Origin of the sequence: Enterococcus sp. JM9B (assembly GCF_009933265.1) — a bacterium.
Lineage (GTDB): Bacteria > Bacillota > Bacilli > Lactobacillales > Enterococcaceae > Enterococcus_C > Enterococcus_C songbeiensis.
Genome location: NZ_MAEK01000028.1, coordinates 70,973 through 93,195, shown reverse-complemented (window position 1 = coordinate 93,195; position 22,223 = coordinate 70,973). Strand labels below are relative to the sequence as shown.

Sequence of the window (22,223 nt, the reverse complement as noted above, 5' to 3'; positions counted from 1 at the left end):
CAATTCAAATTTATTGAACAGTTTGTTCGAAAAAGGAGGCAGTTTGAGATGGACATCAAGGCGACAATCCAGTTCACAGATAAGCAAACGGTAATTGAACTACCAGAATTGGGTAAATTGATTTTGACGAAAGCTAATAAATTAAAGCTGGATCAACCAGCCGTTGTTGTTTGGTCAAAGGATCAAATCGTTTTTGCAATTGAAAAAATTGAAGAAAAGGCAGAGGAGAAGGAGGGCGAACGAGCAGTCGCAATTTTCCCCCCTGAAGAGATTGAACTTAGCTATCTTTCTGAAAAATTAACTCAAATCGCAGAGGAAAATGGCGTAAAATTAACAAAGCGGGACACACCTGCAAAAATTCCTTCAAATCATGAAAAATTGGTGATGAATTATCTTGATACAATTTTAGTTGTGTTAGATAGTTTTGGTGTGACTTTAAAACCAAAACCAAAGAAAAAACCAGCAAAAGCGCAACATCGCTGGAGCAAAGCTGTGAGTGAAAAAGAATTTTATGTGGAAGCTTATGAGGCAAAAGCCACTGTTATTTGGCAAAAACGGAATGAAATGTTGATTAAAGCTGGCGCTGTGATGAAGCCTGTTGCACCGCTTAATAAAGATGGTTCTGTGGGAATGTCTGCACGTTTTGGGGAAAAGATTCGTTCAGAGCATGCAGATAAATTCAAAAATTTTGTGACAACAGAAGATATCATTTTAAAAAGCGTCAATGAAGTGGGGCTGTTTCTTTATTTTGCAGGAACAAATAGCTGGCTGGAGCTAAAGGACGCTGAGGGTAAAACGATTGATGAATGGACGGTTGTGAAGTAGAGAAAAGGCAGGAGAATAGTAGTGAAAAAAATTTTCTTAGTAGAAGCAACTTCAAGCTACAAAAAAGAAATCGGGAATTTTAAAGCAGCATTTCCTGCGGATACGAATAAAATTGAAGGAAGCAGTGATTTAGCTGCTAGTCCATCGATTGATAAATGGTTGACTTCACTAGAACAATTACGTTCGCCTACTACACCAAGTGGAAAGGTTCCCGGCATTCAATTTCTGGCAATTGATGAGGATCAAAAGATTATTGGAATGCTAAATCTGCGCTTAAGATTAAATGACTATCTTCTGAATTTTGGCGGACACATCGGTTATGCCATCCGACCGGACGAACGGAAGCAAGGGTATGGAACAAAAGTTTTAGCACTCGGTCTACAGGAAGCAAAAAAAAATGGGATTAAACGAATTTTAGTGACCTGTAAAGAAACGAATCAGGCTTCAGCAAGAGTCATTGAAAAGAACTATGGACGATTAGAGGATAAACGGTTGAATCATGAAAAGCAGTTAATGAGAAGATATTGGATAGTACTGTAGAAGAAAGTTACCTTTTTCTAAAGGAAAATCCCATACTTTGACAAATAAAACGCTTTCGTGAGATGATATTTGCATAAAAGTGGAGGTGACAGAAATGGCAACAATGGTATTTGCAAACTTTCCAGTGAAAGACTTAGCAAAAGCAACAGAATTTTATACGAAGTTGGGATTTACTCAAAATAAAGAATTTTCCGATGAACGGGCAAGTGGGATGGTCTGGGATGATAATTTCTGGGTGATGCTGCTGACACGAGATTACTATAAAGAGTTCATTGGCGATAAAGAAGTCATGGACCCTCAAAAGATGAGTGGAGCTTTAGTTGCTTTTGGTTTAGAAAGTGCCGATGCGGTCCGTAAATTTGCGAAAACAGCAGAAGAAAATGGGGGCTCTTATTATAAATCAGCACCAAATGAAGCGATCCCTGAAGAGACGATGCTCGGATATGAAGTCAGTGATTTAGATGGCAACATTTTAGAACCAACATGGATGGCAATGCCATAAAATAAAATGAGAAAAAGGTGAAGCAGATTTTTCTGCCGCACCTTTTTTTGAATGAAGATTAATTTGCAACCTCATCAGATGTTTGAACAATCTTACCAACGATGCCATAATCTTTTGCTTCGTCAACGGTCATCCAGAAATTCCGATCAGTATCTTTTTGAACTTTTTCAATAGGTTGTCCAGTAGCTTCCGCAATCAAACGATTGATCCGTTCACGGGTTCGAATGATTTCTTTTGCTTCAATTTGAATTTCTGTCGATTGTCCTTGAACACCGCCAGCTGGTTGATGGATCATGTAACGGGTATTTGGTAAACTGTAGCGATTTTCTTTTTCAGCACCCAAATAAATTGTGATCCCAGCACTCGCTACCCAACCAGTACCGATTACATTTACTTTTGGTTTGATAAATTGAATGACGTCATGGATCGTATCACCGGATTCCACATGACCACCAGGAGAATTGATGTAGACATTGATGGGGTCATCTGCTAAAGCTGCCAACAAAAGTAATTGTGAAGTGACATCTTTCGCTAATTCTTGAGTGATCTCACCATAAATCAATACAGTTCGTTGTTCCAATAATTTTTTCCGGTAAATACTGGAAAGATCATTGCTTTGTTTTTCTTTTTCGTCTTCTTCATCTAAATAAAACATGAAGCCACCTCTTTCTTTCGCTATCACTAAAATGATAGAACAAAAAAGGAATAAACACAATCAATAGCTATTATTTCTGTCCTTTCAAAAAAGAATGGAAAAAAACGCCCTCAAAGTGGACTTTTTACCTTTGAGGGCGTTAGCCTTTAGAACCTATTCAAACATTTTCTTAGCAGCCCGAGCCAAGGTTTTTAAATCTTTGTCGTAGCGTGGCGTTGGTACCAAGCGGGACATTGGAATACCGGCAAAATGGTAAGCGGCAATCTCGCCAGAACGGACAGCACTTTGTTCGGTAAAAATCATTTGATAAGGTTGTTCTACAAATTCACCGGTAAAGGCCAGATTGGTTGAATGTTGTGGAATGACTTTTGGACGATCCATTTTTGCTCGATTATTGAACAATGCGGAAGCATACGGCATGTAAACGGGAATATTATTGATGACACTTTCCATGATTTCTGCTTCTTTGTCACGAATATTTCCAGGACCGGGATCGACTTTTGACAGTTGCCCGATTAATTCTTGCAACATTTCTTTTCCGTTCATCTTGATGTATTGTTTGTCCACGAATTCACCACGACGGCGAGGATACAAGAAGTAACCCCAGATAACCGTTTCGTTTGGTTGTTGCGTTGTAAAGTGTGGTTGGTGGTGGACAACGATCGACATGTTGACGTCTTTTTGACCAAGAGGCGTAATTGGCGTCGTTGAAACAAATGAGTTTAAAGCATTTCCGGGTACTTGGGTCGTAATACGAGTGATTTCATTTAAAAGAACATGATTTTTTGTGGTCAAAGTAAAGCTGACCCATTCACTGGCATTGCGATCGGCAAAGAATTTATCGGGATTACCTAAATTGTAGAAACGGTCGCTGGCTTTTTTCCATAAACTTGAGGCAGCACCGTAATCCATATTTTCAGGAGCTGCATGCTCAAAATCACCCAGTGTTGCGGAATCGGTGATTGAACCGTTTGTAAAGATAACTGCTGTGTCTTCATCAACAGGAACATATTCTTCTTCATTCGTTTTGGTATTCAGCATCTTCAAACCAGTCACCGTAATTTCATCTTGCATCGTCGTTTCCTTGAAATCCCAATCAGTAACTAAGCGATCCAAAACAATTTTACAGCCTTGTTCTTTCAAATAATTGATTAAAGGCAGCATAATACTTTCATATTGATTGTAGCGAGTCCGATTGACACCAACTAAATGTTCAATTTGAGTGAATTCATAAATCATTTGATGCATGTAGCGTCGTAATTCTTGTGCAGAGCTTTGCAAACGAAAGGCAAAAGTTGTTTCCCACATAAACCAAAAATTAGTTTCAAAAAAGTGAGGATCATCTTTAAAATATTCAGCAATGGATAGGTTATCCAGCTTTTCTTCTTCGGAATCAGGCATAGCAATCAATTTCGTCAATAGAATCCGATCTTTATTGTTTAAACCAAGATGTCCACCATCAATGATGCCTTTGTCGCCTTCCAATAGACGTGCTTTATCAAAGGTGCGGTGTTTTGCATCAAAATCGCGAGTGTCTTCTGCCGCTGTCATATCTGATTCGGTTGCAGAAGGAATCCGATCCAAAAGATCCATTAAGTCCACATAGGTCCGGTAATTCAGCATCCGACCGCCACGGGCAACATAACCCTTTTGGTTTTCCATCGGATGATTCTTATTCCAATATTCATCTGTAACTGTTTCTGTTGGTGCTCCGTCGTTTGAACCATGATCATCTAAAGAATAAAAGGTGATTTGTTCGCCATTCCATCTGCCTTCTTGAATCAAGTAAACAGCTGCTGCCATATTTGATAAACCGGCACCAATCATTATAGCTTTATTTTTTTTCATCACTAATTCCTCCATCATTGTTAACTTCCGACATTCTTAGAAACTAGATAGACTCATATTCATCGTATAAGTGACTATCATCTTCGAAAAAGCCTGTTTTTTTAGCAAGGTAAGCTGCACCTAATGCTAAGATACCTACTGTTAAGCCAATGCCAAATAATTTCTTTTTCATGATGAATTGCTCCTCTCCAAAATAAAAAATTGATGAAACCTGGGTGTTGCATGAATCGTTACTCATTCCTTCTTTCTATAAAACAAGCATAGACCTGCTTAAAAACGAATGCAAAACATATGGGCTGAAGGACAGGGGCTATTTAGACAGTTGGTGTTGTTTGTCTAAAAAAGGAATCAATGAAGCAAAATAGAGGGTTTCTTTCCGAAGGCATAGTAAAATAAAAGAAAGATTAGCGACAGGAAAATAGAAAGGGTGATGAGGAATGTGCGGAAGATATTTTTTTGACAAACACTCCGAGAAACTCAAGGCATATTGGGATTCGGCAATGAAACGTAGAAAAAAGGATGTAGAGGTATCTTTAGCAGAAATCTATCCTTCTAATCACGTCGTTACATTAGGGGCGAATAAGCAAGGAGAGGTTGTTGCTGGAATTACCCGATGGGGATTTGAAGGCTTTCGCAAAGGGCAACTATTGATCAATGCGCGATCAGAAACAGTGGAAGAAAAGAAAACTTTTGCAAAACATTTTCGAGAAAATCGCTGTATTTTTCCCATGAGCGGCTTCTATGAGTGGAAAGAGAAAGAAAAATTTTTCTTTTCAAAAGGAGAAACGCTGTATGTAGCCGGTTTTTATCGGATTCATAAGAAGGAAGCAGGCTTTAAGACTGAATCGATTATCCTGACGACTGAAGCAAATGCATCAGTAGAACAAATCCATGACCGGATGCCGCTAGTGATCGAAGAGGAACAGATCAATCAATGGATTACTGATATCGACTTCGCACGGGAAATAATTTCCCAATCAATGCCACTTTTAGAAGTGAAATTAATTGAGGATAAAAAAGAAAATTCTCGCAAATAACTGCTTCAAAAAGTAAATCCGATGACCGTTGCTCTTATTGATAAGAGAAGCAGTCATCGGATTTGTTTATGGATGAAAGTTATTGCTGATTTTTTGAAAAGAATAGGCCGTGCAAACTTTCTAAAAGAAAATTTTTCGTTGTTGGATTTTTTGAATGGTTGTAAAGAAAATTCTCATACTGCTTGGTTGCCGTTTGCCAACTGCCATTTAGTTTCCATGCTGCTTCTGTTCGTTGGCTGTAAACAGTTAGAGTTTCTGCTGGTTGTCGAGGAAGTCTTTTTGAAAATAAAAAGAGCAGCAACCGGTAGCTACGGTCAAAGGAAAGTAGTTGAATTGCAACGGACAAAAGATAATATAGCCAAAATTTGGCGGTAATCAAAAGCACCAAGACCACTAGGATGAGTACAAGACGTAGATAATTTCGTCCATTTGAAGGCGTCTCTTGGGTAAAATCGCTGCTGCTTATTTGAGTCGTTTCCGTTGTTGTCGTACTTTCGGGGTTCGACTCCGAAGCAGAGGCGTCTGCAGTCGGAAGTGTTGAATCGGCTGACTGATTCTGAGAAAAGACGTCAGAAAACGCCGGTGTCGGTTCAAACGGCAGCCAACCATAATTTGTAAAATAAACTTCCGGCCAAGAATGAGCATCGGCATTTCGAATCGTGATTTCAGCGCCATCTTCTGTTTCCACGATATTTCCACTATTGAAGCCCTTTGCCCAACGTGTTGGAATCTCTAAACTGCGTAACAAAACAATCATAGCTGTCGAAAAATTATCACAGTAACCAACCTTTGTATCAAAAAGAAAGTAATCTACGTAATCACGATTTTCTGGCGTGTATTCTGCATCAATTTTGGAATAACGTAATTCTCCTCCGGCACGAAGATATCTTTGGACAGCCTCAACTTTTTCTAATTGACCTTGAGTCCCCTCCGTAATTTCTACCGCTAACTCCTTTACACGATCCGGTAATGAATCAGGCAACTGGGTATACATCTGCATACCATCGGGAAGGGATGCTTCTTGAATGGTTTCCGGTCTTTCAAGAGGACGAAAGGACAACTGTTGTTCCGTTTTCGTTGGTGAAAAAGAGATTCGTTCCGTTTCACGTTGGTAACGAACATCGGTTAATGAATCCGGAATATTCCATTGACTATTTCCATATGGCAGAGGTAAATAAGACAATGTTTCTTGCGGAAGGATATTGATGGTTTCACTGTCCTTCACCAATGTTTCTGGATAGGAAAAAAGTGAGAAGGGATCAGCCGGAATTCCTCTGTCACTCCCAGCATCTGTCCAGCCTTTTCCACTGTAATTTGTTTTAGTCTCAACGCGCCAATAGCTGGGCTCAGTCATTTTTGTCGTAAACAAAACCGTAAAATCATCTGCCAGTGGACCACCAAGATTAGTATCGTCTTCTGAAAATCCACTTCGTTTCAGTGTATTCAATCCACTTCCATAGTCAGCAATCGCGTCAAAAATACCCGCTTGATTGATACGATTTCGCAAAGGCTGTCCCCAGAAAAAAACTTCTTTTTGTACTTGTGGCAAACCAATCGGAAAAGTAAAAGCCAACACCCCGATAAGACTTAAAAAGAGCAGCAATCGGAAATTTTTTCTTTGGCTATTTTTTTCTGTCAGCAAAAAGCCGCAACTGCTGATGGAAACCAAGACACCTTCGAGTAATAGAGTTTGATGATTGAAAATCGTCAATAAAATCAAGTAGCTGATTGTAGCGAATACGGCAAAACGCCAACGATAAAACCGTAAGATCAATAAACTTAACAAAAGTAAGAAACTGACCATAAACAAAAGGGCTAAATCAACATGTAAGTAGGAAGCATTTCCTTGGTAAATCAACTGTAAGTGACTCTGAATACGCCGAATAAAGGCAGAAAGCCACGCTTGAAAAGCTAATTGAGGGGCTACAGGAATCGCAAATCGCAAGAACCACAGAGTCAGCACAAGTGTCCCGGCGATACGTAAAAGTCGCCAGGGAAGAGAGAGCAAAAGTTGCAGTAAAAATAAAAAGAGATATAAACTCCATGTTGGAGAAAATTCATTAGCTTTAGCAAAAGGAGTTATCATAGTAGCTAACAGCAAAAAAGAAAAAAGTGAAAAAAGCCAACGTTTTCCTCTCGACTCAGTCATCGCCAGCCACCACCTTTGGTAAAGTCCACCTTTGTTTCTTCCCATGAATCTGAAGGTTTTCTTTTTGTTCGATTCGAGTCACTGAATTATTTTGCTGTAACCAGTCAATGATCGAATTGGTTGACTCCTTTTGTTCGCTGAAAAGCAAAATACTTCGATTTTTTGGCATAGCTTCAGGTGGATCTCCACGATGATAATCTGCCCATTCTTTGGCGGGGATGTTTTGAGAAAGGACTCCTTTTTGAGACCAAAGGACAAAGTGGAAATCGTTTTTATGCTGCTGATAAAGGGAATAATATAAACCAAGCAACTCTTCTGAATCGGACCACAAAAGCGCAAGAATTGGTTGATTTTTTTCCGGAAGTAATTCTCGAGTCACAAGGTCTTCCATCCGGGCAGAAAGCTTCCAATTGATTTGATTCAACGGGTCTCCATAGTGATAACTCCGATGGTCAGCAATTTCTGAGGAAAATTCATCTTTTCCATGAAGTAGTCCTTTTTTGAGTAAAAATGCATAAAGATTCTGACTGTACTCAAGGTTTAGTTTGGGCAAGATAAGTAGCTCAGTGTTTAACAAATATCGTTTTCTTCGACGTAATTTGCCAGTGAGATCACGAATTTCTAACGAGAGGGGTAGAGTATCGACTGTACCTCTATATTTGAAAAAAACAGACAAATAGAAAATTTCCTGTTTGTCGGGAACGATATTTTCGCCATTGATTGTTATATGTGGGTACAGATGCCGTTTTTGATTGAAATGGATAGGTAATTTTTCTTTGGTTTGAACGTGAGTAATTGTTTGGTTCAAAGAAAATAAGAGAAAACGACTGAGGAGGAGCCATAGTACCCAGTTAACGAAACAAAATAAACCGTAGAAATAAAAGAGATACCAGCCAAGAGAATAATTAAATCCAAAGGCATAGAGTCCCAAGATGAATAGAACCACTACTTGTAGAAAAAAATGGAAAATCGTTTTTATCATTTTGCTACCTCACTGGAACGGGTGTCTGAGCAATGATTTCATGGATGATTTGATCGACTTGTTTTTGAGAGAAATCTTTTAAAATTAAGCGATGATGAAAAACTGCCGGTACAACTGCTTGTAGGTCGTCCGGTATTACATAGGATCGCCCCCAAGTTAATGCGTAAGCTTTTGCAGCCTGGATGAAAGCGACACCGGCACGAGGAGAAATGCCTAAAATCAATTCAGGATGAACCCGAGTTGCTTGAATCAACTGAAGCGCATAGTGTAAAAGCTCTGGAGCAACATGGACCTGCTGAACATTTTGTTTTAGAACAGTCAATTGTTCTAGGGATAAAACGGGAGCAACAGTACGTGTAGCAGTCGTTCCCGCTAACATTTGCAATTCAAAATTTGCCGCTGGGTAACCTAATTTCAAGCGAAATAAAAAGCGATCCAGTTGTGCCTCAGGAAGAGGATAGGTACCTTCGTTTTCCAATGGGTTTTGGGTAGCAATCACAAAAAAATGCGGATTCAACGGCATGGAAGTTGATTCGATCGTCACCTGCTTTTCTGACATGGCTTCCAGTAGCGCTGCTTGTGTTCGAGGTGTCGTTCGATTCAATTCATCTGCTAAAAGAATCGTTGTGAAGATCGGTCCTTGATGGAATTCAAATTGATTGGTTTGCCGATTAAAAATGGAAACACCTAAAAGATCACTGGGCAATAAATCAGGTGTAAACTGAATTCGTTTGAAATCGGCTTGAATGGCTTGAGTCAGCGTTTTTGCCAGCAATGTTTTTCCAACACCAGGTACATCTTCAAACAGCACATGCCCATCAGCCAATAATGCCGTAATCGTCAGACGTAAAATTTCTGGTTTACCAAGAATATTTTGTTCTAAAACAGCCATTAATTCATTGATTTTTGCTTCTGCATGTTTAAAAGATTTCTCCATAAGTAACACCACTTTCATCTTTGGTTGGGGTGTGAAAATAAAGAATAGCAAAAGGCTATCACTTTATTAATAGATAGGTTTAATTTATTATCCCAAACTTTTTGTGATACCACAAAGACTTTCTCTAATTTATTTCCAATAAAAATAATTTTATTAATAAGTAAAGTTGACTTTACAAAAGAGAAGCTTTATACTTTGATCAAAGTAAAGTTAACTTTACAATTCGGCGTAGAATATTAGGAGTTGAGAATGTGCCAATCCGTAATACAGTAAGGGAGCAACGAAAAAAACAAGGGCTGACACAAGCAGAGTTGGCTGATAAAGTTCAAGTCTCGAGGCAAACGATTATATCTATGGAAAAGGGTTCTTACGTACCATCTCTAGAGCTTGCATTGGACTTGGCGGTAGTTTTTGATTTAAAAATTGAAGATTTGTTTGAAAAGAGGGGAAACTGATGGAGACAATTAAGGGAATACAACGGAAAAATTTATTTTTAGTAGTTTTTTTCTGGGTAGTTGGGGGATCATGGGTTCTTTTGAACAAACTAGAAAGTATCGATAACTATCTTTCATTCCCACAGGTTATGGGTCTTATGGTAGGTATCGCAGCTATTTTGTTAGTCCTGTTGATTTTTGCTATTTTATTGTTACTAAAAGGAGTGAAGGATGCTCGAAAACTTAATCCTGACTACACGTTTATCAATTTTTTATTTTCCGAGTTGCGAGTGACAGAAGAGTTCGAGGATGAACGAACGACCAAAATCAGTCAAAAGGCAAGCCTACGTTCATCCGCTTATACCGAAGCATTTATTAGCTTTCTTCTTTTTTTATTAATAATCACTGGTGGCAAGCAAGTTTCTACCGAAATCTTATTGTTGCTGGGTCTTTTGGCAATAAGTATCAAACAGCTTTCCTATATCTATGTGTGGCGAAAAGAATACTTTCGGTAAGAAAAGAGATCGAATTACTTCTCTAGATCCAATAAATACCATGCATTCATCGCTGAATGCTCGCTACCTTTTAACGGCCCATTCAATAACTGAAAACCATATTTTTCATATAAGCGACAAGCGGTTGCTAAATCCGTGTGGGTTTCAAGATAGCACTGACGATAATGCTTCTTGGCAAAGTTAAGGGCTGCTACCATTAGTTTTTTTGATAAGCCAAGGCCTTGAAATTTCTCCGCTAGATATAATTTTTGTAGTTCACAAATGCCACTTGCTTCTGAAAAAGGTGCAATTCCAACGCCACCGATAATTTGGTGCTCTTGCTCAATGACCCAATATTGTCCGGGAGAATGGGTTCGATAGTAATTGAATAAATCATCCAATTGGGGATCAAAATATGCGGTGCCGGGAATATCATAGCCAAGCGTTTTTAAGGAGTCTTGGACAAGTTTTTTGATGGCAGGATTGTCTGCTTTTGTCATTTTTCGTAGTTTCATAGGTATCAGGCTCTTTCTTCATATAAAAGTTTAAATTATCTTAGAGAAAAATGGTTGGATTGTCAATAGAGACGAAAAAATGAAAGAATCGAAAGAAGGAATTTTAATGAAACCCGTCGCAGATGCACTACTGGTTATCGATTTACAGAATGGTGTTTGCTATGATGAAACACCAATTCATAACTTAACAAAGGTAGTTAAAGAAACAAATCAGAGAATTGACGACTACGATAGGGCAGGAAAAACAATTATTTTTATCCAACATGAGGATGAAGAATTGATTCCGGAAACTGAAATGTGGGAACTTCTTCCAGAATTATTTCTTCCTGCAAAAAGTTATTTTGTCAGAAAAATCCATGCAAACTCTTTTTATCACACAAATTTACAAGAACTATTGGCAAAAAATGAGTGTCGCTCTCTTGAAATCTGTGGTGCTCAGACCGAGTATTGTATTGACACCACCGTTAAATTTGCTCATGGGTTAGGGTATGTGCTGTGGATGAGAAGAGGGGGAACGACGACGTATAGTAATGACTATATGACAGCAGAAACAACGATTAACTTCTATGAGAAAATTTGGAATCGGAGATTTTTAACGTTTATTGAATAAAAACATTTGATATAAATGTAAAATCTTTCTGTGACTAATAAAATTAACTAACATTTAGTTCTCATCATTCAATGGGTCAAGGGGACAGAAAAAACCATGTCCGATAAAATTCAGGACATGGTTTCTAAATTATTCAATAATCAACATATCATTTTGATCAAATTTCCATGCACTAGAATAGGCGACTTCCCAGAAATATCCGTTGATATCTTTAAAGTAGCCACTATACCCACCCCAATCGCCCCAAGTTAATGGTTTTACTAGCATGCCGCCATTTTTGAGGGCATTTTCAAATGTTTGTTCGGCTTCTTTCTCACTTTTGGTATTGAAAGCCAAAGTCATCCCATTAAAAGACTGTGGCATCGGATGATCTGTTTCTGAAATTCCAATATCTTTTAGCAATTCTTTGTAAGGAAAAAGTTCAAGTTTAGTGCCAAAATTATTATAAAAAACAATCGTTTCAGAATTTTTGTCATTTGGTTCCTCAAAGCCTAGTGCTTTATAAAATTTTCTAGATGTTGAAAGATCTTTTACGCCCAGACAAATTAAATGGATACTGTTCATTCGTTTACACCTCATTTCATTTATATACTCAGGATACCATATTTGTATATGCAGGGCTTGATTTTTAGACTTATGGTTTCCTGTAAGGAAAAAGTTGACGTTTTTCTGATTTTTAGTATAATAGTCGTAATATTTAAACGCCGCCGGGCGAGACAATTACCTTCCTCTTTAGGTCTAGTAGAGGAGGCGTAGTTGTCTTTTTTAGTTTAGGAGGAAGAGAAAATGGCATGGATGTATTTAATAATCGCAGGAGTTTTTGAAGTGGTTTGGGCGACCACCATGAAATTGAGTGTGGGTTTCTCTAAATTTGGTTTTTCAATGGCGACCGTTGTAGGAATGATTTTGAGTTTCTTTTTCTTAGCAAAAGCAACAAAGTTATTGCCTTTAAGTTTGGCGTATCCAATCTGGACAGGAGTTGGTGCCGTGGGATCGATTCTTGTCGGCGTTCTTTTGTTCAAGGATCATCTTTCATTATCGACGTGGCTTTTTATCGGTTTATTGATTACCGGAATTATTGGGATTAAAGTAACGAGCGGGCATTAGCACTTTAACCAGTAATTAAATAACGAAAAAATATTTACTTTTATTGATAGGAGGCGTATACTTCTAAAAATTGGAACAAAAGCATAGGAGAACTATCTAAATGAAGAAAAAAATTTTGATTTGTTTATGCCTTATAAGTTTTGCATTACTGCTTTTTTTTGTAGCTCCACAAGAAACATTTGCTAGATTTGGCGGAAGCCATGGAGGAGGAAGCTTTCATGGAGGGAGTTCTTTTTCTAGAGGGGGGAGCTATTCAAATACACATAGCTATTTTTACCAACATCCAATTCGTTCTTGGGGAATGCGTGGTTGGTCTTCGTTCTTTTTCAATAATATCCTGTTGATTCTTCTTCCTGCCTTTGGTCTTTATAAATTTCTTTTCAACAAAGGAATCGGAAGAGGTCCACGAGTTTCAAAGGAGATAAATAAAACATTTCGCGGATTGTTCATGAATTTTCAAGAGGCATGGTCAATGAACAATCTTACACCGATAAAAGACAAAATGTCCACATCATTGTATAAAAAGAATTCCCAAATAATTGAGGAATATAAAAAAGACCATAAATATAATAAATTGGAAGATATAAAAATTTTTAGTGTTACTGAGGTACGAAGTTTTTCTGATACCATGCTTGTTCTGCGTGTAGATGCTGCTATGAAGGATTATTTTATTTCCGACTCTGATCCAACAGAACAAATTGAAGAGGCTAAAAAGCAAGCAAAAAGAGAGCGGTTTTCTGAAGAGTGGACCTTAGCAAAAGAAGCTGGGAATTGGATTGTATTGGATATCCACTAATAATCTCTCTTTTTGTTTGGTAAAAGAGAGAAAGCTGGGATATAATAAAAAAAATTAATAGATAAATATCCGTAGTTCAAAAACTTTTTTTGAGGAGAATCACAATGAGCAGAATCTATAAAGTTTCGTTTGCTAGTGTTTACCCAATGTACATTCAGAAGCTCGAAAAAAAAGGGCGTACGAAAGCTGAGCTTGACGAAGCCATCGAATGGCTGACAGGATTTGATGCAGCCACCCAGCAAAAATTAATTGATGATGAGGTAACTTTTGAAGAATACTTTGATCAAGCCCAAATCAATCCGAATGCTGCATTAATCAAAGGTGTCGTTTGTGGCGTTCGTGTTGAAACGATTGAAGAACCATTGATGCAAAAAATTCGTTACCTAGATAAACTAGTAGATGAATTAGCCAAGGGAAAATCTATGGAAAAAGTTCTACGTAGTTGATTAGGTACCAATCAAAAAGCACCACTTCTATTTTCCAAAAAAATTGGAAGAGAGAAGTGGTGCTTTATTTCATTCAACAGGAAACACTTTAGGCTTCTGCTTTCATACGACGAACTTCTTGGATTTGTGCCAATTTTACAAATGGCAGGTAAATCAAGATAGAAATGACTAAGTTTACTGCAGCAAGAACACCGCCAGCTAAACTTTGTGTAGACAGGATACCGCCGATAATAGGTGGAGTCGTCCAAGGTGCGATGATTGAACAGGCTGGAACCAATCCAGTTGCAGTAGCAACATATGCGACAGTCACTAGAACAAGTGGAGTGAAGACATATGGAATGAACAAGATTGGGTTTAATACAACTGGTAACCCGAACATAACGGGTTCATTAATCATGAAAATACCTGGGGCAATGGATAATTTTGCTACTGTCATGTAAGCTTTGTGTTTACGAGCGACTAAGAAAATAGCAATTAAAAGACCCAAAGTTGCACCAGTACCACCTAAGTTAACAAAGGAGTCAAAGAAAGGTTTGTTAACAATAAAAGGCATTTTTTCGCCAGATTGTAGTGCTTTTACATTTGCTTCAATTGCAGGAATATTGATTGTTTGCATAAATGGATCGATGATATTTGCACCATGCAAACCAAAGAACCATAAGAATGCAGAAATAAAACCAAGTAAAAGAGCGGCAGGATACGAGTTGGCCAAGCCCATAAATGGTTCTTGAACCAATTCATAAAAAGCTGTCACGATACTAGTTACACCTGCTGCTTGGAATAATGCAGTAATAAAAGCAAAAATCGCTACTGTAATCATTGCGGGGAAGAGAGCAGCAAATGAACGAGAAACTGCAGGTGGCACACCATCAGGCATCTTGATTACTAATCGTTGATTGCCGATAAGTCTTCTGAAAATCTCAGTAGAGCAGACTGCAACGATCAATGCTAAAAATAATCCTTGTGAGCCTAGTCCAGCATTACTCAAATTTCCATCGGCATCAACTGGTAATGCACCTAGAGCGAAGAAACTAGAAACTGAAATTGCACCTGCAGCTAAAGCATCTTTGCCATAGCTTTTTGCCAAATTATAGGCAACAGTGAAAGCAATCAGTAACGCCAAAATTGAAAAGGTACCTGAAGATAAATTATTTCCGAAAGCTTGCCATTTTCCTTCACCGAAAAGGTTGTTCATAAATGTGATATATGGTGGGATAGGTAAATTATTTATTAATACCCCGAATGATCCTAAAATCATTAATGGCATCGTGACGATAAACCCATCACGAATAGCAACTAAATGGCGTTGTGCCCCAATTTTAGAAGCAACCGGAATAAAATATTTTTCCATAAATGCAACAAAATTATCCATGATTATCTCCTTAATAAAAGTATTCATGTTCTAGAACGGTTGAAGCTGAAATCGATTTCTCATTTATAGTAGCACCAAAAAAGATAAATGACTTGTTCGACTTCTAAAACCGGATCATCTCTTTTGCAGCGAAGATATTCTTGATCAAAGAAATCGCTTTTTGCAGCGGAAATGGTTCGGTAGGCACCCGCAAAATGATGCCCCAAAGTTTGCAGCAGATAGTCATACACCGAGTGATGCAAAATCTCCAATGTTAATCCCGGAACCAGACTGACCGGCATAAAGGAGTGTTCAAGGACATAGGGCTTTTCATCTAAGATTCGTAAACGCATGATTTCATAGACCGGATCTTTTTCCGAGATCATTAACTTTTCCTGAATTTTTTCATCGGGAAATTTTACTTCAAAAGTGATTACTTGACTTTCAATCGGCCGATTTTGTCGTTTCATTTGATAACTGAGTCCAGCGTATTCATTAATAGGAGAAGTTTCTTTTCCCAAAAAAGGATGATTTAAAACAGTTGTTCCTGCTCCGCGTTTTGAAAAAAGCAAGCCTTCCATAATCAGAATACTGACTGCTTTTTTGATTGTTGTTCGACTGACATGAAATTCTCTAACAAGATCTGTCTGATTTGGAAGTAAGCTTCCCTTGGCATAAATTTCGTTTTCAATGCGTTCTCTTAGAATATTTGCGATCTCGATATATTTTGGCAACGTATTCACCTCAAAAAAAGTATAACGACTTGTCGGAAAAGAAGCAAATAAAAGTTGAATCTGAGGGTTTCTAATGTTTCTTTTGTGGAAATACTATATAATACAGGAAAAAATAAAAAGGTAGAGAAACATGAAAAAATATTTGTTTATTGGTTTAGGTTCATTGACGTTTATCATCGGCACGGCGGGAATCTTCCTACCCGTGTTGCCAACAACTGGTTTTTATTTATTAACGGGCTTCTTTTGGATGAGAAGTTCTCCGAAACTTTATCATCGATTGACTGGTTTGAATGCGTATCAAAAATATGTGACACCATTTTTGGAAAAGAAAATGACGAGAAAAGCAAAGCAAAGGATGTTTCTCATGATGGGAGTGGTCTTTCTTTTGTCCGGTATTCTAGTCCATTCCACATTTGTTCGTTGGTTGTTGGCAATTATCTATTTTTCTTTAGTTAGTGGATTAAGTTTGTACTTGCGAGGAGCAAAGATGGAGGAAAGAATCCCAGAAAAAGAAACGCTTCGCTAGGATTAGTTAATCAGATAAAAGAGAATTACCGTAAATATTTACGCTATCAATCGGATAATATGCTATAATTTATTTTAGAGAATACTTTCAGGAGGTAGAAAGAGTGAAGAATATCAAACTCACAAAAAAAGAAATGCAGATCATGACGGTTCTGTGGAATACGGAAAAAGCCCTATCGGCGAGTGACATCGAACGAAACGACCCATCATTGAATAAAAATACTATCCAAGCTGTTTTGCGTAAACTGTTGAAGTATCAATTAATAGCTGTTGATGATATTGGTTACAGTGGAACGGTGCTTACTCGATTATTCAGACCGACCATTGCGCAAGAAGAATTTGTTACCAGCCAGCTTTCCTCCTTTTCAATGAAGTCACTTGTATCAAATTTTATTGAGACCAATGACGATGAAGTTGTTCTTGATGAATTAGAGCAAATGATTCAACGGAAAAAGGATGAGCTGAACGAAGGGAAATAATTTATGAATCTTTCTTTTTCTTCATTGCTTATTTCATTGTTGGCAGTTTGTTTATTGGTAATTTTGCTTCAGTTTCTGCTAACTTCTAAAAAAGCCTATCGGTTGATTCGTACAGACTTATTGTTGATTTTGGCGTTTTTTGTTTCAATGCGGTTGGTTTTTCCTGTTGAATTAGCCAATACAGTGACGGTTCCTTCAAAAACGGTATTACCAAAAATATATAGTTTTTTTGAAACGAACCTTACATTATCTGGAACGTCTGGTTCACTATTTCGTTTCTTTGCAATCATTTGGATTATAGGTGCAATTATTTCTTATATTTTGTTCTTTTTTAAATGGCTGCGACTAAAAAAATTGACCAGTGTCATCGAAGAGAGTGCCCAATCACAAGATATTCAACAACTGATTGATTCGAGTCTTTTAAAAGATACTTCTAAGAAAACGTTGGTCTATCAGTCATCATTCGTTTCTACTCCATTTATGTTAGGAATTTTTCATCCAAGAATATTTATTCCAGATAAAAGTTATTCTGCAGAGGAACGTCAAAATATTTTGCTTCATGAATACCAGCACATCAAAAATAAAGATCCTCTAAAAAAATTTTTATTGCAGTTGATTGTCAGCAGCTATTGGTGGTTCCTCCCACTATATCTCTTCCGTAATCAAGTCCATTTTATTATTGAGTTACGTGTGGATCATCAAGTAACTTCTTCTATGACAAAAGAGGGTTATTTTAGCTATGTAGAATCTCTCGTGTCGGTAAAAAAGAAGGAGAAAAAAACGGACCCCAAACTGGCGAACAGATTGGTGACGAATTTTACTTTTTCCGATTCAAATATCCTTTCTAGACGAATCGAATTTCTTTTGGCAGGTTTTAAAAATAAGCGAACGAAACGGTACCTATTGACTTTAGCATTTATCCTGCCGTTTATCGTTACTTCCTTTATCTTTGAACCTTACCGCTACAAAGAAGCCGATATTCAAGACACTCAAAAAATTGAATCCAATCAACCGGCAACATATATTTTACAAAAGGGTAATGTTTTTCGACTAATCATTGAAGGAAATGATATGGGAACTATTTCAGATTTGGATGATCCTTCCATTGAGGGAATCCCAATTATAAAAAAATAATCGAAAGAAGGTTATGACGTGAAAAAAAGAGTACTCGTTGGATTAATTGTAGGAATTATTGGGGTAAGCAGCTTTCCGCTCGTTTCATCTGCAGAAGAAGTGCCTCAGACAGAACCTCAAATTTCAGCAAGAGCGAATATTATTGGCTGGCGTTTTAAAAATATCAACGGAAAAGCGTATAAACGACAATACGATTATACTGCGGCTAAATGGTTAGGCGAATGGGTTCCAGTTTAAAAAGTAAGGAAAAAAGAATCTAATTGATTCTTTTTTCCTTACACTTATAGTATATTTTTTTACATTAAGCATAAATTGAGAATGGACTATTCAAATAAATAAAATTATAGCAAGAGCAAATGAATCGAGATTAACTGTGGGGGTGTCGAAGTGGGATTTTTGTTATTATTTTTCTTAATAGGATCAGGTGTTATCACACTGCAAAAAATCGCAATCGATCCCGAAAAGAAAACCAATAAAGTCATTTTGTCTTTTATAGTTACTGGCATCATTTATTTGATGTCAGTGTTGATATGAAATATTTCTAGCCGCATAAGATTACCTTGCAACGAGTAGTTGACGAAATGCAACTTTTTAGTTCTTGCCTTTTTTATTCAAATGAACAAGAATGGATGAGAAGGGTTGTAAATAGATGTTTAGTGAAAAATTGAAAGAGTTAAGAAAAGAAAAAGGTGTTTCTCAGGAAGCATTATCAGAATTATTAAATGTTTCCAGACAATCAATTTCAAAATATAAAAATGGGACAGCACAACCAGACTTTGAAAAACTAGCGCTTATTGCAAATTATTTTGAAGTCTCATTTGATTACCTTTTAGGAAATTTAGATAAAAAATCATTTACGAAAAAACCAATCAATGAAGGAACTCATCGAATTTCAATCATGAGCAAGATTAACGGACAGCTTTCTTCATTTTATAAATTTCAACTTGCTAATGTTTTCGGTAAAAAGAAGGGACAACCTGCTGTTCAAATGCTTGGAATTGATGCAACTACTTTTTGGGGAGAGAATATGGTTCCATTGCTTGGTATGAGTCAATGGAAGATGGACAAAAAGAGTTACAGGAGATTTACGCTGCGTTATCTGAAGGTCAAATGAGCTATCAATTAAAATATGATGTTCCTGTCAAAAGAAAAGGTTGGTTCGATTTTGTGATTAATCGCTGAAGTTAAAATAATCCAATCTTTTAAAAGACTCTAAAAAAACTTTAGAAAAAGCGTTGTATTTTTTTGTTTCTGTGCTATGATTTTGGAAAATAAAACGGAAAGGATGATTCACATGTTTATACATTCCATGATAAATTGGCAAAACTGGCAAAGATGAAGTTGTGTGTATGCAGGTAAAGGCATAGATGCAACTTTTAGAGTATGTTCTAAAAAGCATCTATGTCGGTGAATAATCCTTTAGATTGATGACCGGCTAGCGTTTTTCGCTATTCGGTCTTTTTTCTTTTTAGAGCATACTTTGGTGACAAAAAACTAAAATAGACCTAAGGAGAAAGTGACTATGACAATGAATGAAAAAGGATTTTATGGTGAATTTGGCGGACAATTTGTTCCTAATGAGGTAAAAGTGGCTTTGGATCAAGTTGCAGTAGCATACGAACAATATAAAGATGATCCGGAATTTTTGGCGGAATATCAGCATTATTTAAAAGATTATTCAGGGCGGGAAACGCCATTGTATTTTGCAGAATCTTTGACGAAAAAATTGGGAGGAGCAAAAATTTATCTGAAGCGTGAAGATTTGAATCATCTTGGCGCACATAAACTAAATAATGTTTTAGGACAAATTCTACTTGCAAAACGAATGGGAAAGACCAAAATCATTGCTGAAACTGGAGCTGGCCAGCACGGAGTAGCCACTGCTGCAGCTGCGGCAAAATTCGGTATGGCGTGTGAAGTATTTATGGGTGCAGAAGATGTGGCTCGTCAAAAGCTGAATGTTTTTCGAATGGAGATGTTAGGCGCCAAAGTTCATTCTGTGACCCAAGGAACTCAAACTTTAAAGGATGCGGTGGATGCCACTTTCGGCTATTTCATTGAACATTTAGAGGATACATTTTATGTTCTCGGCTCGGCTGTGGGCCCTCATCCTTATCCGACGATGGTAAAAGATTTTCAAAAAATTATCAGTGAGGAAGCAAAGAGACAAATTTTAGAAAAAGAAGGTCGCTTGCCAGATTACATTTTTGCCTGTGTAGGAGGCGGATCAAATGCAATCGGTGCATTTGCTGCGTTTATTCCTGAGCCGTCAGTAAAATTGATTGGTGTGGAAGCAGCAGGAAAGGGTGTTGATACTCCTTATCATGCCGCAACGATGACGAAAGGAGAAATTGGTATTATCGATGGCATGAATACGTATGGTCTTTTTGATAAACAAGGTGGTATTTTACCGGTTTATTCCATTTCTGCAGGACTAGATTATCCTGGTGTAGGGCCTGAACATGCGTTTTTAAAAGAAACTGGCCGGGCAGAATATGTCGCTGTGACTGACAAAGAGGCAGTAGATGGATTTTTGACACTTTCAAAAACAGAGGGAATCATTCCAGCGATTGAGAGCTCACATGCAATTGCAGAAGCAATCAAGCGAGTTCCCACTCTGTCAAAAGGAGAACTGGTCATTATCAATATATCCGGACGTGGAGACAAAGACGTAGAACAGGTAGCTAAGTACCTGAATATTACTCTTTAGAAAAAAAGGCCTTAACGAAGTTGTAATCAATCAATAGTCCAAACAATAGTAAAAACAGTAAGAATCATTAGGTGCGACAAACAGCAACAGGATTCTCTGGTCTTGACTATTGTTTGGGCTTTTTTTGATTTTCATTCACCGATAGGACGATTTTTTTAGCAAAAAATAGCAAATAAATTATTAAATTTTCTTAATAAAACAACAAAAAAACTGGTTCCGTTTATTTTTATTCATATTTCAATAAAAAATTGAACGAATGTCATAAATTCGTGTGAATAGGTTAAAAATTGACATTTTTTTTACTGGAAAATATGGCAAAATTAGGTAGATACGAAATAGAGATACATTATTGGGTAAATCAATGCTATTAAAAAAGTAGAAATAAAGGAGAAGAAAATGAAAAAAATTTTGATGACTGTCAGCTTTGCTGCATTGTTTCTCGCGGGTTGTCAGCAAGGACCAAATTATACAAAGAAAGATTTACAACGGTATTATGATGATATTGCAGAGACGACTTATGAACCCATTGAACAGCTTGTCAACGGAGAAATCGATGTAACAGATGAAGATAGTTTGGCAGATTTGGAAGATGAGTTTAAAGAGGCTAAAGATGATTTAACTGATATTAAAGAATCTTTGGAAAGCAATAATTCAGAGAAAAAAATAACCAATGCTTTAATCAAGCTAAATGATAAAGCATTAGATATTTATAAGAGTACGGATGATTTGGAAGCGGATGAGTATGATGTAGCTATCAAGATGCTTGATTTTCTGAAATCGTTAGAAGATGTTGGTGATGATTATTTTGATGGCGAGATTCCAGATACCTTTAAGGAAATTACTGAGAGCCTTGAGGAAAGTGAAGAATCTGGTAGTGGGTTAGAAGGACTTTTTGGTGGGGAAAGTGACGATGACTATGAAGAAGATGAAGAATACGAAGATGATGAAGAATACTATTATTCAAATGAGGATGTCGCCATCAAAGGAATGACCATTACCACTGAAGATTTTGAATTAACACTAAAAAGTGCGAAAATCGTTCCTGATTATGATGACGGTGATGCGGCTTTAATTACCTATGAAGTAAAAAATTTGAGTGATTCGGATGATCTCGATCTTGACCTGCTTTACTATTTGGGTACTTTTTATCAAACAACGGATAAAGGTCATGTGGCATTAGATGAAAGCGACCCAAGTGAAGAATATCTTGAGAGCAATGAGAAAGATCAAACTTTAAATGATAATTATTACCTTGAAATTGTAGCCCCAGGGGAAACAATGCAGGCAGCCGCTGCGTATAAATTGGCTGATAGTAAACAAAAGATTGAGTTTGAGGTAAATCCTGACTGGGACAACGAACCTGTGGGTACGATTAAGATGGATTTAGCAACGAAATAATAGAATTGTTGTTAA

Annotated in this window: 26 protein-coding genes and 1 pseudogene; 17 read left to right on the top strand and 10 right to left on the bottom strand. The window is 37.3% G+C overall.

Annotated elements, in window-relative coordinates:
• Positions 1 to 48 precede the first annotated feature (48 nt).
• The 3 genes from BAU16_RS08010 (at position 49) to BAU16_RS08000 (ending at position 1,867) form a co-directional block, all read left to right on the top strand.
• Positions 49 to 825 (top strand): hypothetical protein, encoded by a 777-nt coding sequence (locus BAU16_RS08010; RefSeq protein WP_161526870.1) that lies wholly within the window; start codon positions 49 to 51, stop codon positions 823 to 825.
• Positions 826 to 846: 21 nt separating this feature from the next.
• Positions 847 to 1,365, top strand: coding sequence for a GNAT family N-acetyltransferase (locus tag BAU16_RS08005; protein ID WP_161526869.1), 519 nt, complete (start codon positions 847 to 849; stop codon positions 1,363 to 1,365).
• A 94-nt stretch (positions 1,366 to 1,459) separates the two neighbouring features.
• Positions 1,460 to 1,867 carry a VOC family protein gene (locus BAU16_RS08000; RefSeq protein WP_048603450.1) on the top strand — a complete coding sequence of 136 codons (408 nt, stop codon included), beginning with the start codon at positions 1,460 to 1,462 and terminating at the stop codon, positions 1,865 to 1,867.
• A 58-nt stretch (positions 1,868 to 1,925) separates the two neighbouring features.
• Here BAU16_RS08000 and BAU16_RS07995 read toward each other — a convergent pair whose 3' ends face one another.
• From BAU16_RS07995 to BAU16_RS07985, 3 genes are all read right to left on the bottom strand, one after another.
• Positions 1,926 to 2,522 carry an ATP-dependent Clp protease proteolytic subunit gene (locus BAU16_RS07995; RefSeq protein WP_161526868.1) on the bottom strand — a complete coding sequence of 199 codons (597 nt, stop codon included), beginning with the start codon at positions 2,520 to 2,522 and terminating at the stop codon, positions 1,926 to 1,928.
• A 153-nt stretch (positions 2,523 to 2,675) separates the two neighbouring features.
• Entirely contained in the window at positions 2,676 to 4,370 is a 1,695-nt protein-coding gene (locus tag BAU16_RS07990) for an oleate hydratase (RefSeq protein ID WP_161526867.1), read from the bottom strand.
• Positions 4,371 to 4,413: 43 nt separating this feature from the next.
• Complete coding sequence (locus BAU16_RS07985) at positions 4,414 to 4,542, bottom strand: hypothetical protein (protein ID WP_048603453.1); 129 nt, start codon at positions 4,540 to 4,542, stop codon at positions 4,414 to 4,416.
• Positions 4,543 to 4,807: 265 nt separating this feature from the next.
• On the opposite strand from BAU16_RS07985, the gene BAU16_RS07980 reads away from it, so the two are divergent.
• Positions 4,808 to 5,407, top strand: coding sequence for an SOS response-associated peptidase (locus BAU16_RS07980; RefSeq protein ID WP_161526866.1), 600 nt, complete (start codon positions 4,808 to 4,810; stop codon positions 5,405 to 5,407).
• A 79-nt stretch (positions 5,408 to 5,486) separates the two neighbouring features.
• Here the strand turns inward: BAU16_RS07980 and BAU16_RS07975 are convergent, their stop codons facing one another.
• The 3 genes from BAU16_RS07975 to BAU16_RS07965 are packed head-to-tail and all read right to left on the bottom strand — an operon-like array spanning position 5,487 to position 9,475.
• Positions 5,487 to 7,556: a transglutaminase-like domain-containing protein gene (locus BAU16_RS07975; RefSeq protein ID WP_161526865.1), complete on the bottom strand. Its 2,070-nt coding sequence runs from the start codon at positions 7,554 to 7,556 to the stop codon at positions 5,487 to 5,489.
• Positions 7,549 to 8,538 carry a DUF58 domain-containing protein gene (locus tag BAU16_RS07970; RefSeq protein WP_161526864.1) on the bottom strand — a complete coding sequence of 330 codons (990 nt, stop codon included), beginning with the start codon at positions 8,536 to 8,538 and terminating at the stop codon, positions 7,549 to 7,551. Before BAU16_RS07970 ends, BAU16_RS07975 begins: the two co-directional genes overlap by 8 nt.
• Before the next feature lie 4 nt (positions 8,539 to 8,542).
• Entirely contained in the window at positions 8,543 to 9,475 is a 933-nt protein-coding gene (locus tag BAU16_RS07965; RefSeq protein WP_161526863.1) for an AAA family ATPase, read from the bottom strand.
• Between the two features lie 257 nt (positions 9,476 to 9,732).
• Here BAU16_RS07965 and BAU16_RS07960 point away from each other — a divergent pair, with 257 nt between their 5' ends.
• Together BAU16_RS07960 and BAU16_RS07955 are read left to right on the top strand one after the other, a co-directional pair.
• Positions 9,733 to 9,930: a helix-turn-helix transcriptional regulator gene (locus BAU16_RS07960; protein WP_161526937.1), complete on the top strand. Its 198-nt coding sequence runs from the start codon at positions 9,733 to 9,735 to the stop codon at positions 9,928 to 9,930.
• Positions 9,930 to 10,424 carry a hypothetical protein gene (locus BAU16_RS07955; protein WP_161526862.1) on the top strand — a complete coding sequence of 165 codons (495 nt, stop codon included), beginning with the start codon at positions 9,930 to 9,932 and terminating at the stop codon, positions 10,422 to 10,424. The genes BAU16_RS07960 and BAU16_RS07955 overlap by 1 nt, the downstream gene beginning before the upstream one ends.
• A gap of 14 nt (positions 10,425 to 10,438) precedes the next feature.
• Here the strand turns inward: BAU16_RS07955 and BAU16_RS07950 are convergent, their stop codons facing one another.
• Positions 10,439 to 10,918, bottom strand: a complete 480-nt coding sequence (locus BAU16_RS07950) for a GNAT family N-acetyltransferase (protein WP_161526861.1) — start codon at positions 10,916 to 10,918, stop codon at positions 10,439 to 10,441.
• Between the two features lie 106 nt (positions 10,919 to 11,024).
• Between BAU16_RS07950 and BAU16_RS07945 the strand changes: the two genes are divergently transcribed.
• The gene (locus BAU16_RS07945) at positions 11,025 to 11,528 is read left to right on the top strand and encodes a cysteine hydrolase family protein (RefSeq protein WP_161526936.1); all 504 of its coding nucleotides are present in this window, start codon (positions 11,025 to 11,027) and stop codon (positions 11,526 to 11,528) included.
• A gap of 129 nt (positions 11,529 to 11,657) precedes the next feature.
• Here the strand turns inward: BAU16_RS07945 and BAU16_RS07940 are convergent, their stop codons facing one another.
• Positions 11,658 to 12,092 carry a VOC family protein gene (locus tag BAU16_RS07940; RefSeq protein WP_161526860.1) on the bottom strand — a complete coding sequence of 145 codons (435 nt, stop codon included), beginning with the start codon at positions 12,090 to 12,092 and terminating at the stop codon, positions 11,658 to 11,660.
• A 222-nt stretch (positions 12,093 to 12,314) separates the two neighbouring features.
• On the opposite strand from BAU16_RS07940, the gene BAU16_RS07935 reads away from it, so the two are divergent.
• The 3 genes from BAU16_RS07935 (at position 12,315) to BAU16_RS07925 (ending at position 13,877) form a co-directional block, all read left to right on the top strand.
• On the top strand, positions 12,315 to 12,635 hold the full coding sequence (locus BAU16_RS07935) for a DMT family transporter (protein ID WP_048603465.1): 321 nt from the start codon (positions 12,315 to 12,317) through the stop codon (positions 12,633 to 12,635).
• 100 nt (positions 12,636 to 12,735) lie between these two features.
• Positions 12,736 to 13,431: a hypothetical protein gene (locus tag BAU16_RS07930; RefSeq protein WP_161526859.1), complete on the top strand. Its 696-nt coding sequence runs from the start codon at positions 12,736 to 12,738 to the stop codon at positions 13,429 to 13,431.
• Between the two features lie 104 nt (positions 13,432 to 13,535).
• Positions 13,536 to 13,877, top strand: a complete 342-nt coding sequence (locus tag BAU16_RS07925) for a DUF2200 domain-containing protein (protein ID WP_048603467.1) — start codon at positions 13,536 to 13,538, stop codon at positions 13,875 to 13,877.
• 88 nt (positions 13,878 to 13,965) lie between these two features.
• Here the strand turns inward: BAU16_RS07925 and BAU16_RS07920 are convergent, their stop codons facing one another.
• Both BAU16_RS07920 and BAU16_RS07915 read right to left on the bottom strand, forming a co-directional pair.
• On the bottom strand, positions 13,966 to 15,249 hold the full coding sequence (locus BAU16_RS07920) for a PTS sugar transporter subunit IIC (protein ID WP_161526858.1): 1,284 nt from the start codon (positions 15,247 to 15,249) through the stop codon (positions 13,966 to 13,968).
• An 80-nt stretch (positions 15,250 to 15,329) separates the two neighbouring features.
• Positions 15,330 to 15,962 (bottom strand): annotated as a pseudogene (locus BAU16_RS07915) (GntR family transcriptional regulator); the annotation flags it as partial.
• 130 nt (positions 15,963 to 16,092) lie between these two features.
• Between BAU16_RS07915 and BAU16_RS07910 the strand changes: the two are divergent.
• The 7 genes from BAU16_RS07910 (at position 16,093) to BAU16_RS07880 (ending at position 22,208) form a co-directional block, all read left to right on the top strand.
• On the top strand, positions 16,093 to 16,488 hold the full coding sequence (locus tag BAU16_RS07910) for a YbaN family protein (protein ID WP_161526856.1): 396 nt from the start codon (positions 16,093 to 16,095) through the stop codon (positions 16,486 to 16,488).
• Between the two features lie 103 nt (positions 16,489 to 16,591).
• Entirely contained in the window at positions 16,592 to 16,966 is a 375-nt protein-coding gene (locus BAU16_RS07905; protein ID WP_048603471.1) for a BlaI/MecI/CopY family transcriptional regulator, read from the top strand.
• Between the two features lie 3 nt (positions 16,967 to 16,969).
• Positions 16,970 to 18,100 (top strand): M56 family metallopeptidase, encoded by a 1,131-nt coding sequence (locus BAU16_RS07900; protein WP_161526855.1) that lies wholly within the window; start codon positions 16,970 to 16,972, stop codon positions 18,098 to 18,100.
• 18 nt (positions 18,101 to 18,118) lie between these two features.
• Complete coding sequence (locus tag BAU16_RS07895) at positions 18,119 to 18,337, top strand: hypothetical protein (RefSeq protein ID WP_048603473.1); 219 nt, start codon at positions 18,119 to 18,121, stop codon at positions 18,335 to 18,337.
• A gap of 412 nt (positions 18,338 to 18,749) precedes the next feature.
• Positions 18,750 to 19,214 (top strand): helix-turn-helix domain-containing protein, encoded by a 465-nt coding sequence (locus BAU16_RS07890; protein WP_161526854.1) that lies wholly within the window; start codon positions 18,750 to 18,752, stop codon positions 19,212 to 19,214.
• Between the two features lie 414 nt (positions 19,215 to 19,628).
• Entirely contained in the window at positions 19,629 to 20,810 is a 1,182-nt protein-coding gene (gene trpB, locus BAU16_RS07885; RefSeq protein WP_161526935.1) for a tryptophan synthase subunit beta, read from the top strand.
• A gap of 396 nt (positions 20,811 to 21,206) precedes the next feature.
• Positions 21,207 to 22,208, top strand: a complete 1,002-nt coding sequence (locus BAU16_RS07880; protein ID WP_137605604.1) for a DUF5067 domain-containing protein — start codon at positions 21,207 to 21,209, stop codon at positions 22,206 to 22,208.
• Positions 22,209 to 22,223 lie beyond the last annotated feature (15 nt).

Coding starts and splice junctions, on each gene's coding strand:
- BAU16_RS08010 (WP_161526870.1), top strand. CDS start 49: ATGGACATCAAGGCGACAATCCAGTTCACAGATAAGCAAACGGTAATT.
- BAU16_RS08000 (WP_048603450.1), top strand. CDS start 1,460: ATGGCAACAATGGTATTTGCAAACTTTCCAGTGAAAGACTTAGCAAAA.
- BAU16_RS07995 (WP_161526868.1), bottom strand. CDS start 2,522: ATGTTTTATTTAGATGAAGAAGACGAAAAAGAAAAACAAAGCAATGAT.
- BAU16_RS07990 (WP_161526867.1), bottom strand. CDS start 4,370: ATGAAAAAAAATAAAGCTATAATGATTGGTGCCGGTTTATCAAATATG.
- BAU16_RS07985 (WP_048603453.1), bottom strand. CDS start 4,542: ATGAAAAAGAAATTATTTGGCATTGGCTTAACAGTAGGTATCTTAGCA.
- BAU16_RS07980 (WP_161526866.1), top strand. CDS start 4,808: ATGTGCGGAAGATATTTTTTTGACAAACACTCCGAGAAACTCAAGGCA.
- BAU16_RS07975 (WP_161526865.1), bottom strand. CDS start 7,556: ATGACTGAGTCGAGAGGAAAACGTTGGCTTTTTTCACTTTTTTCTTTT.
- BAU16_RS07970 (WP_161526864.1), bottom strand. CDS start 8,538: ATGATAAAAACGATTTTCCATTTTTTTCTACAAGTAGTGGTTCTATTC.
- BAU16_RS07965 (WP_161526863.1), bottom strand. CDS start 9,475: ATGGAGAAATCTTTTAAACATGCAGAAGCAAAAATCAATGAATTAATG.
- BAU16_RS07955 (WP_161526862.1), top strand. CDS start 9,930: ATGGAGACAATTAAGGGAATACAACGGAAAAATTTATTTTTAGTAGTT.
- BAU16_RS07950 (WP_161526861.1), bottom strand. CDS start 10,918: ATGAAACTACGAAAAATGACAAAAGCAGACAATCCTGCCATCAAAAAA.
- BAU16_RS07945 (WP_161526936.1), top strand. CDS start 11,025: ATGAAACCCGTCGCAGATGCACTACTGGTTATCGATTTACAGAATGGT.
- BAU16_RS07940 (WP_161526860.1), bottom strand. CDS start 12,092: ATGAACAGTATCCATTTAATTTGTCTGGGCGTAAAAGATCTTTCAACA.
- BAU16_RS07935 (WP_048603465.1), top strand. CDS start 12,315: ATGGCATGGATGTATTTAATAATCGCAGGAGTTTTTGAAGTGGTTTGG.
- BAU16_RS07930 (WP_161526859.1), top strand. CDS start 12,736: ATGAAGAAAAAAATTTTGATTTGTTTATGCCTTATAAGTTTTGCATTA.
- BAU16_RS07925 (WP_048603467.1), top strand. CDS start 13,536: ATGAGCAGAATCTATAAAGTTTCGTTTGCTAGTGTTTACCCAATGTAC.
- BAU16_RS07920 (WP_161526858.1), bottom strand. CDS start 15,249: ATGGATAATTTTGTTGCATTTATGGAAAAATATTTTATTCCGGTTGCT.
- BAU16_RS07910 (WP_161526856.1), top strand. CDS start 16,093: ATGAAAAAATATTTGTTTATTGGTTTAGGTTCATTGACGTTTATCATC.
- BAU16_RS07900 (WP_161526855.1), top strand. CDS start 16,970: ATGAATCTTTCTTTTTCTTCATTGCTTATTTCATTGTTGGCAGTTTGT.
- BAU16_RS07890 (WP_161526854.1), top strand. CDS start 18,750: ATGTTTAGTGAAAAATTGAAAGAGTTAAGAAAAGAAAAAGGTGTTTCT.
- trpB (WP_161526935.1), top strand. CDS start 19,629: ATGAATGAAAAAGGATTTTATGGTGAATTTGGCGGACAATTTGTTCCT.
- BAU16_RS07880 (WP_137605604.1), top strand. CDS start 21,207: ATGAAAAAAATTTTGATGACTGTCAGCTTTGCTGCATTGTTTCTCGCG.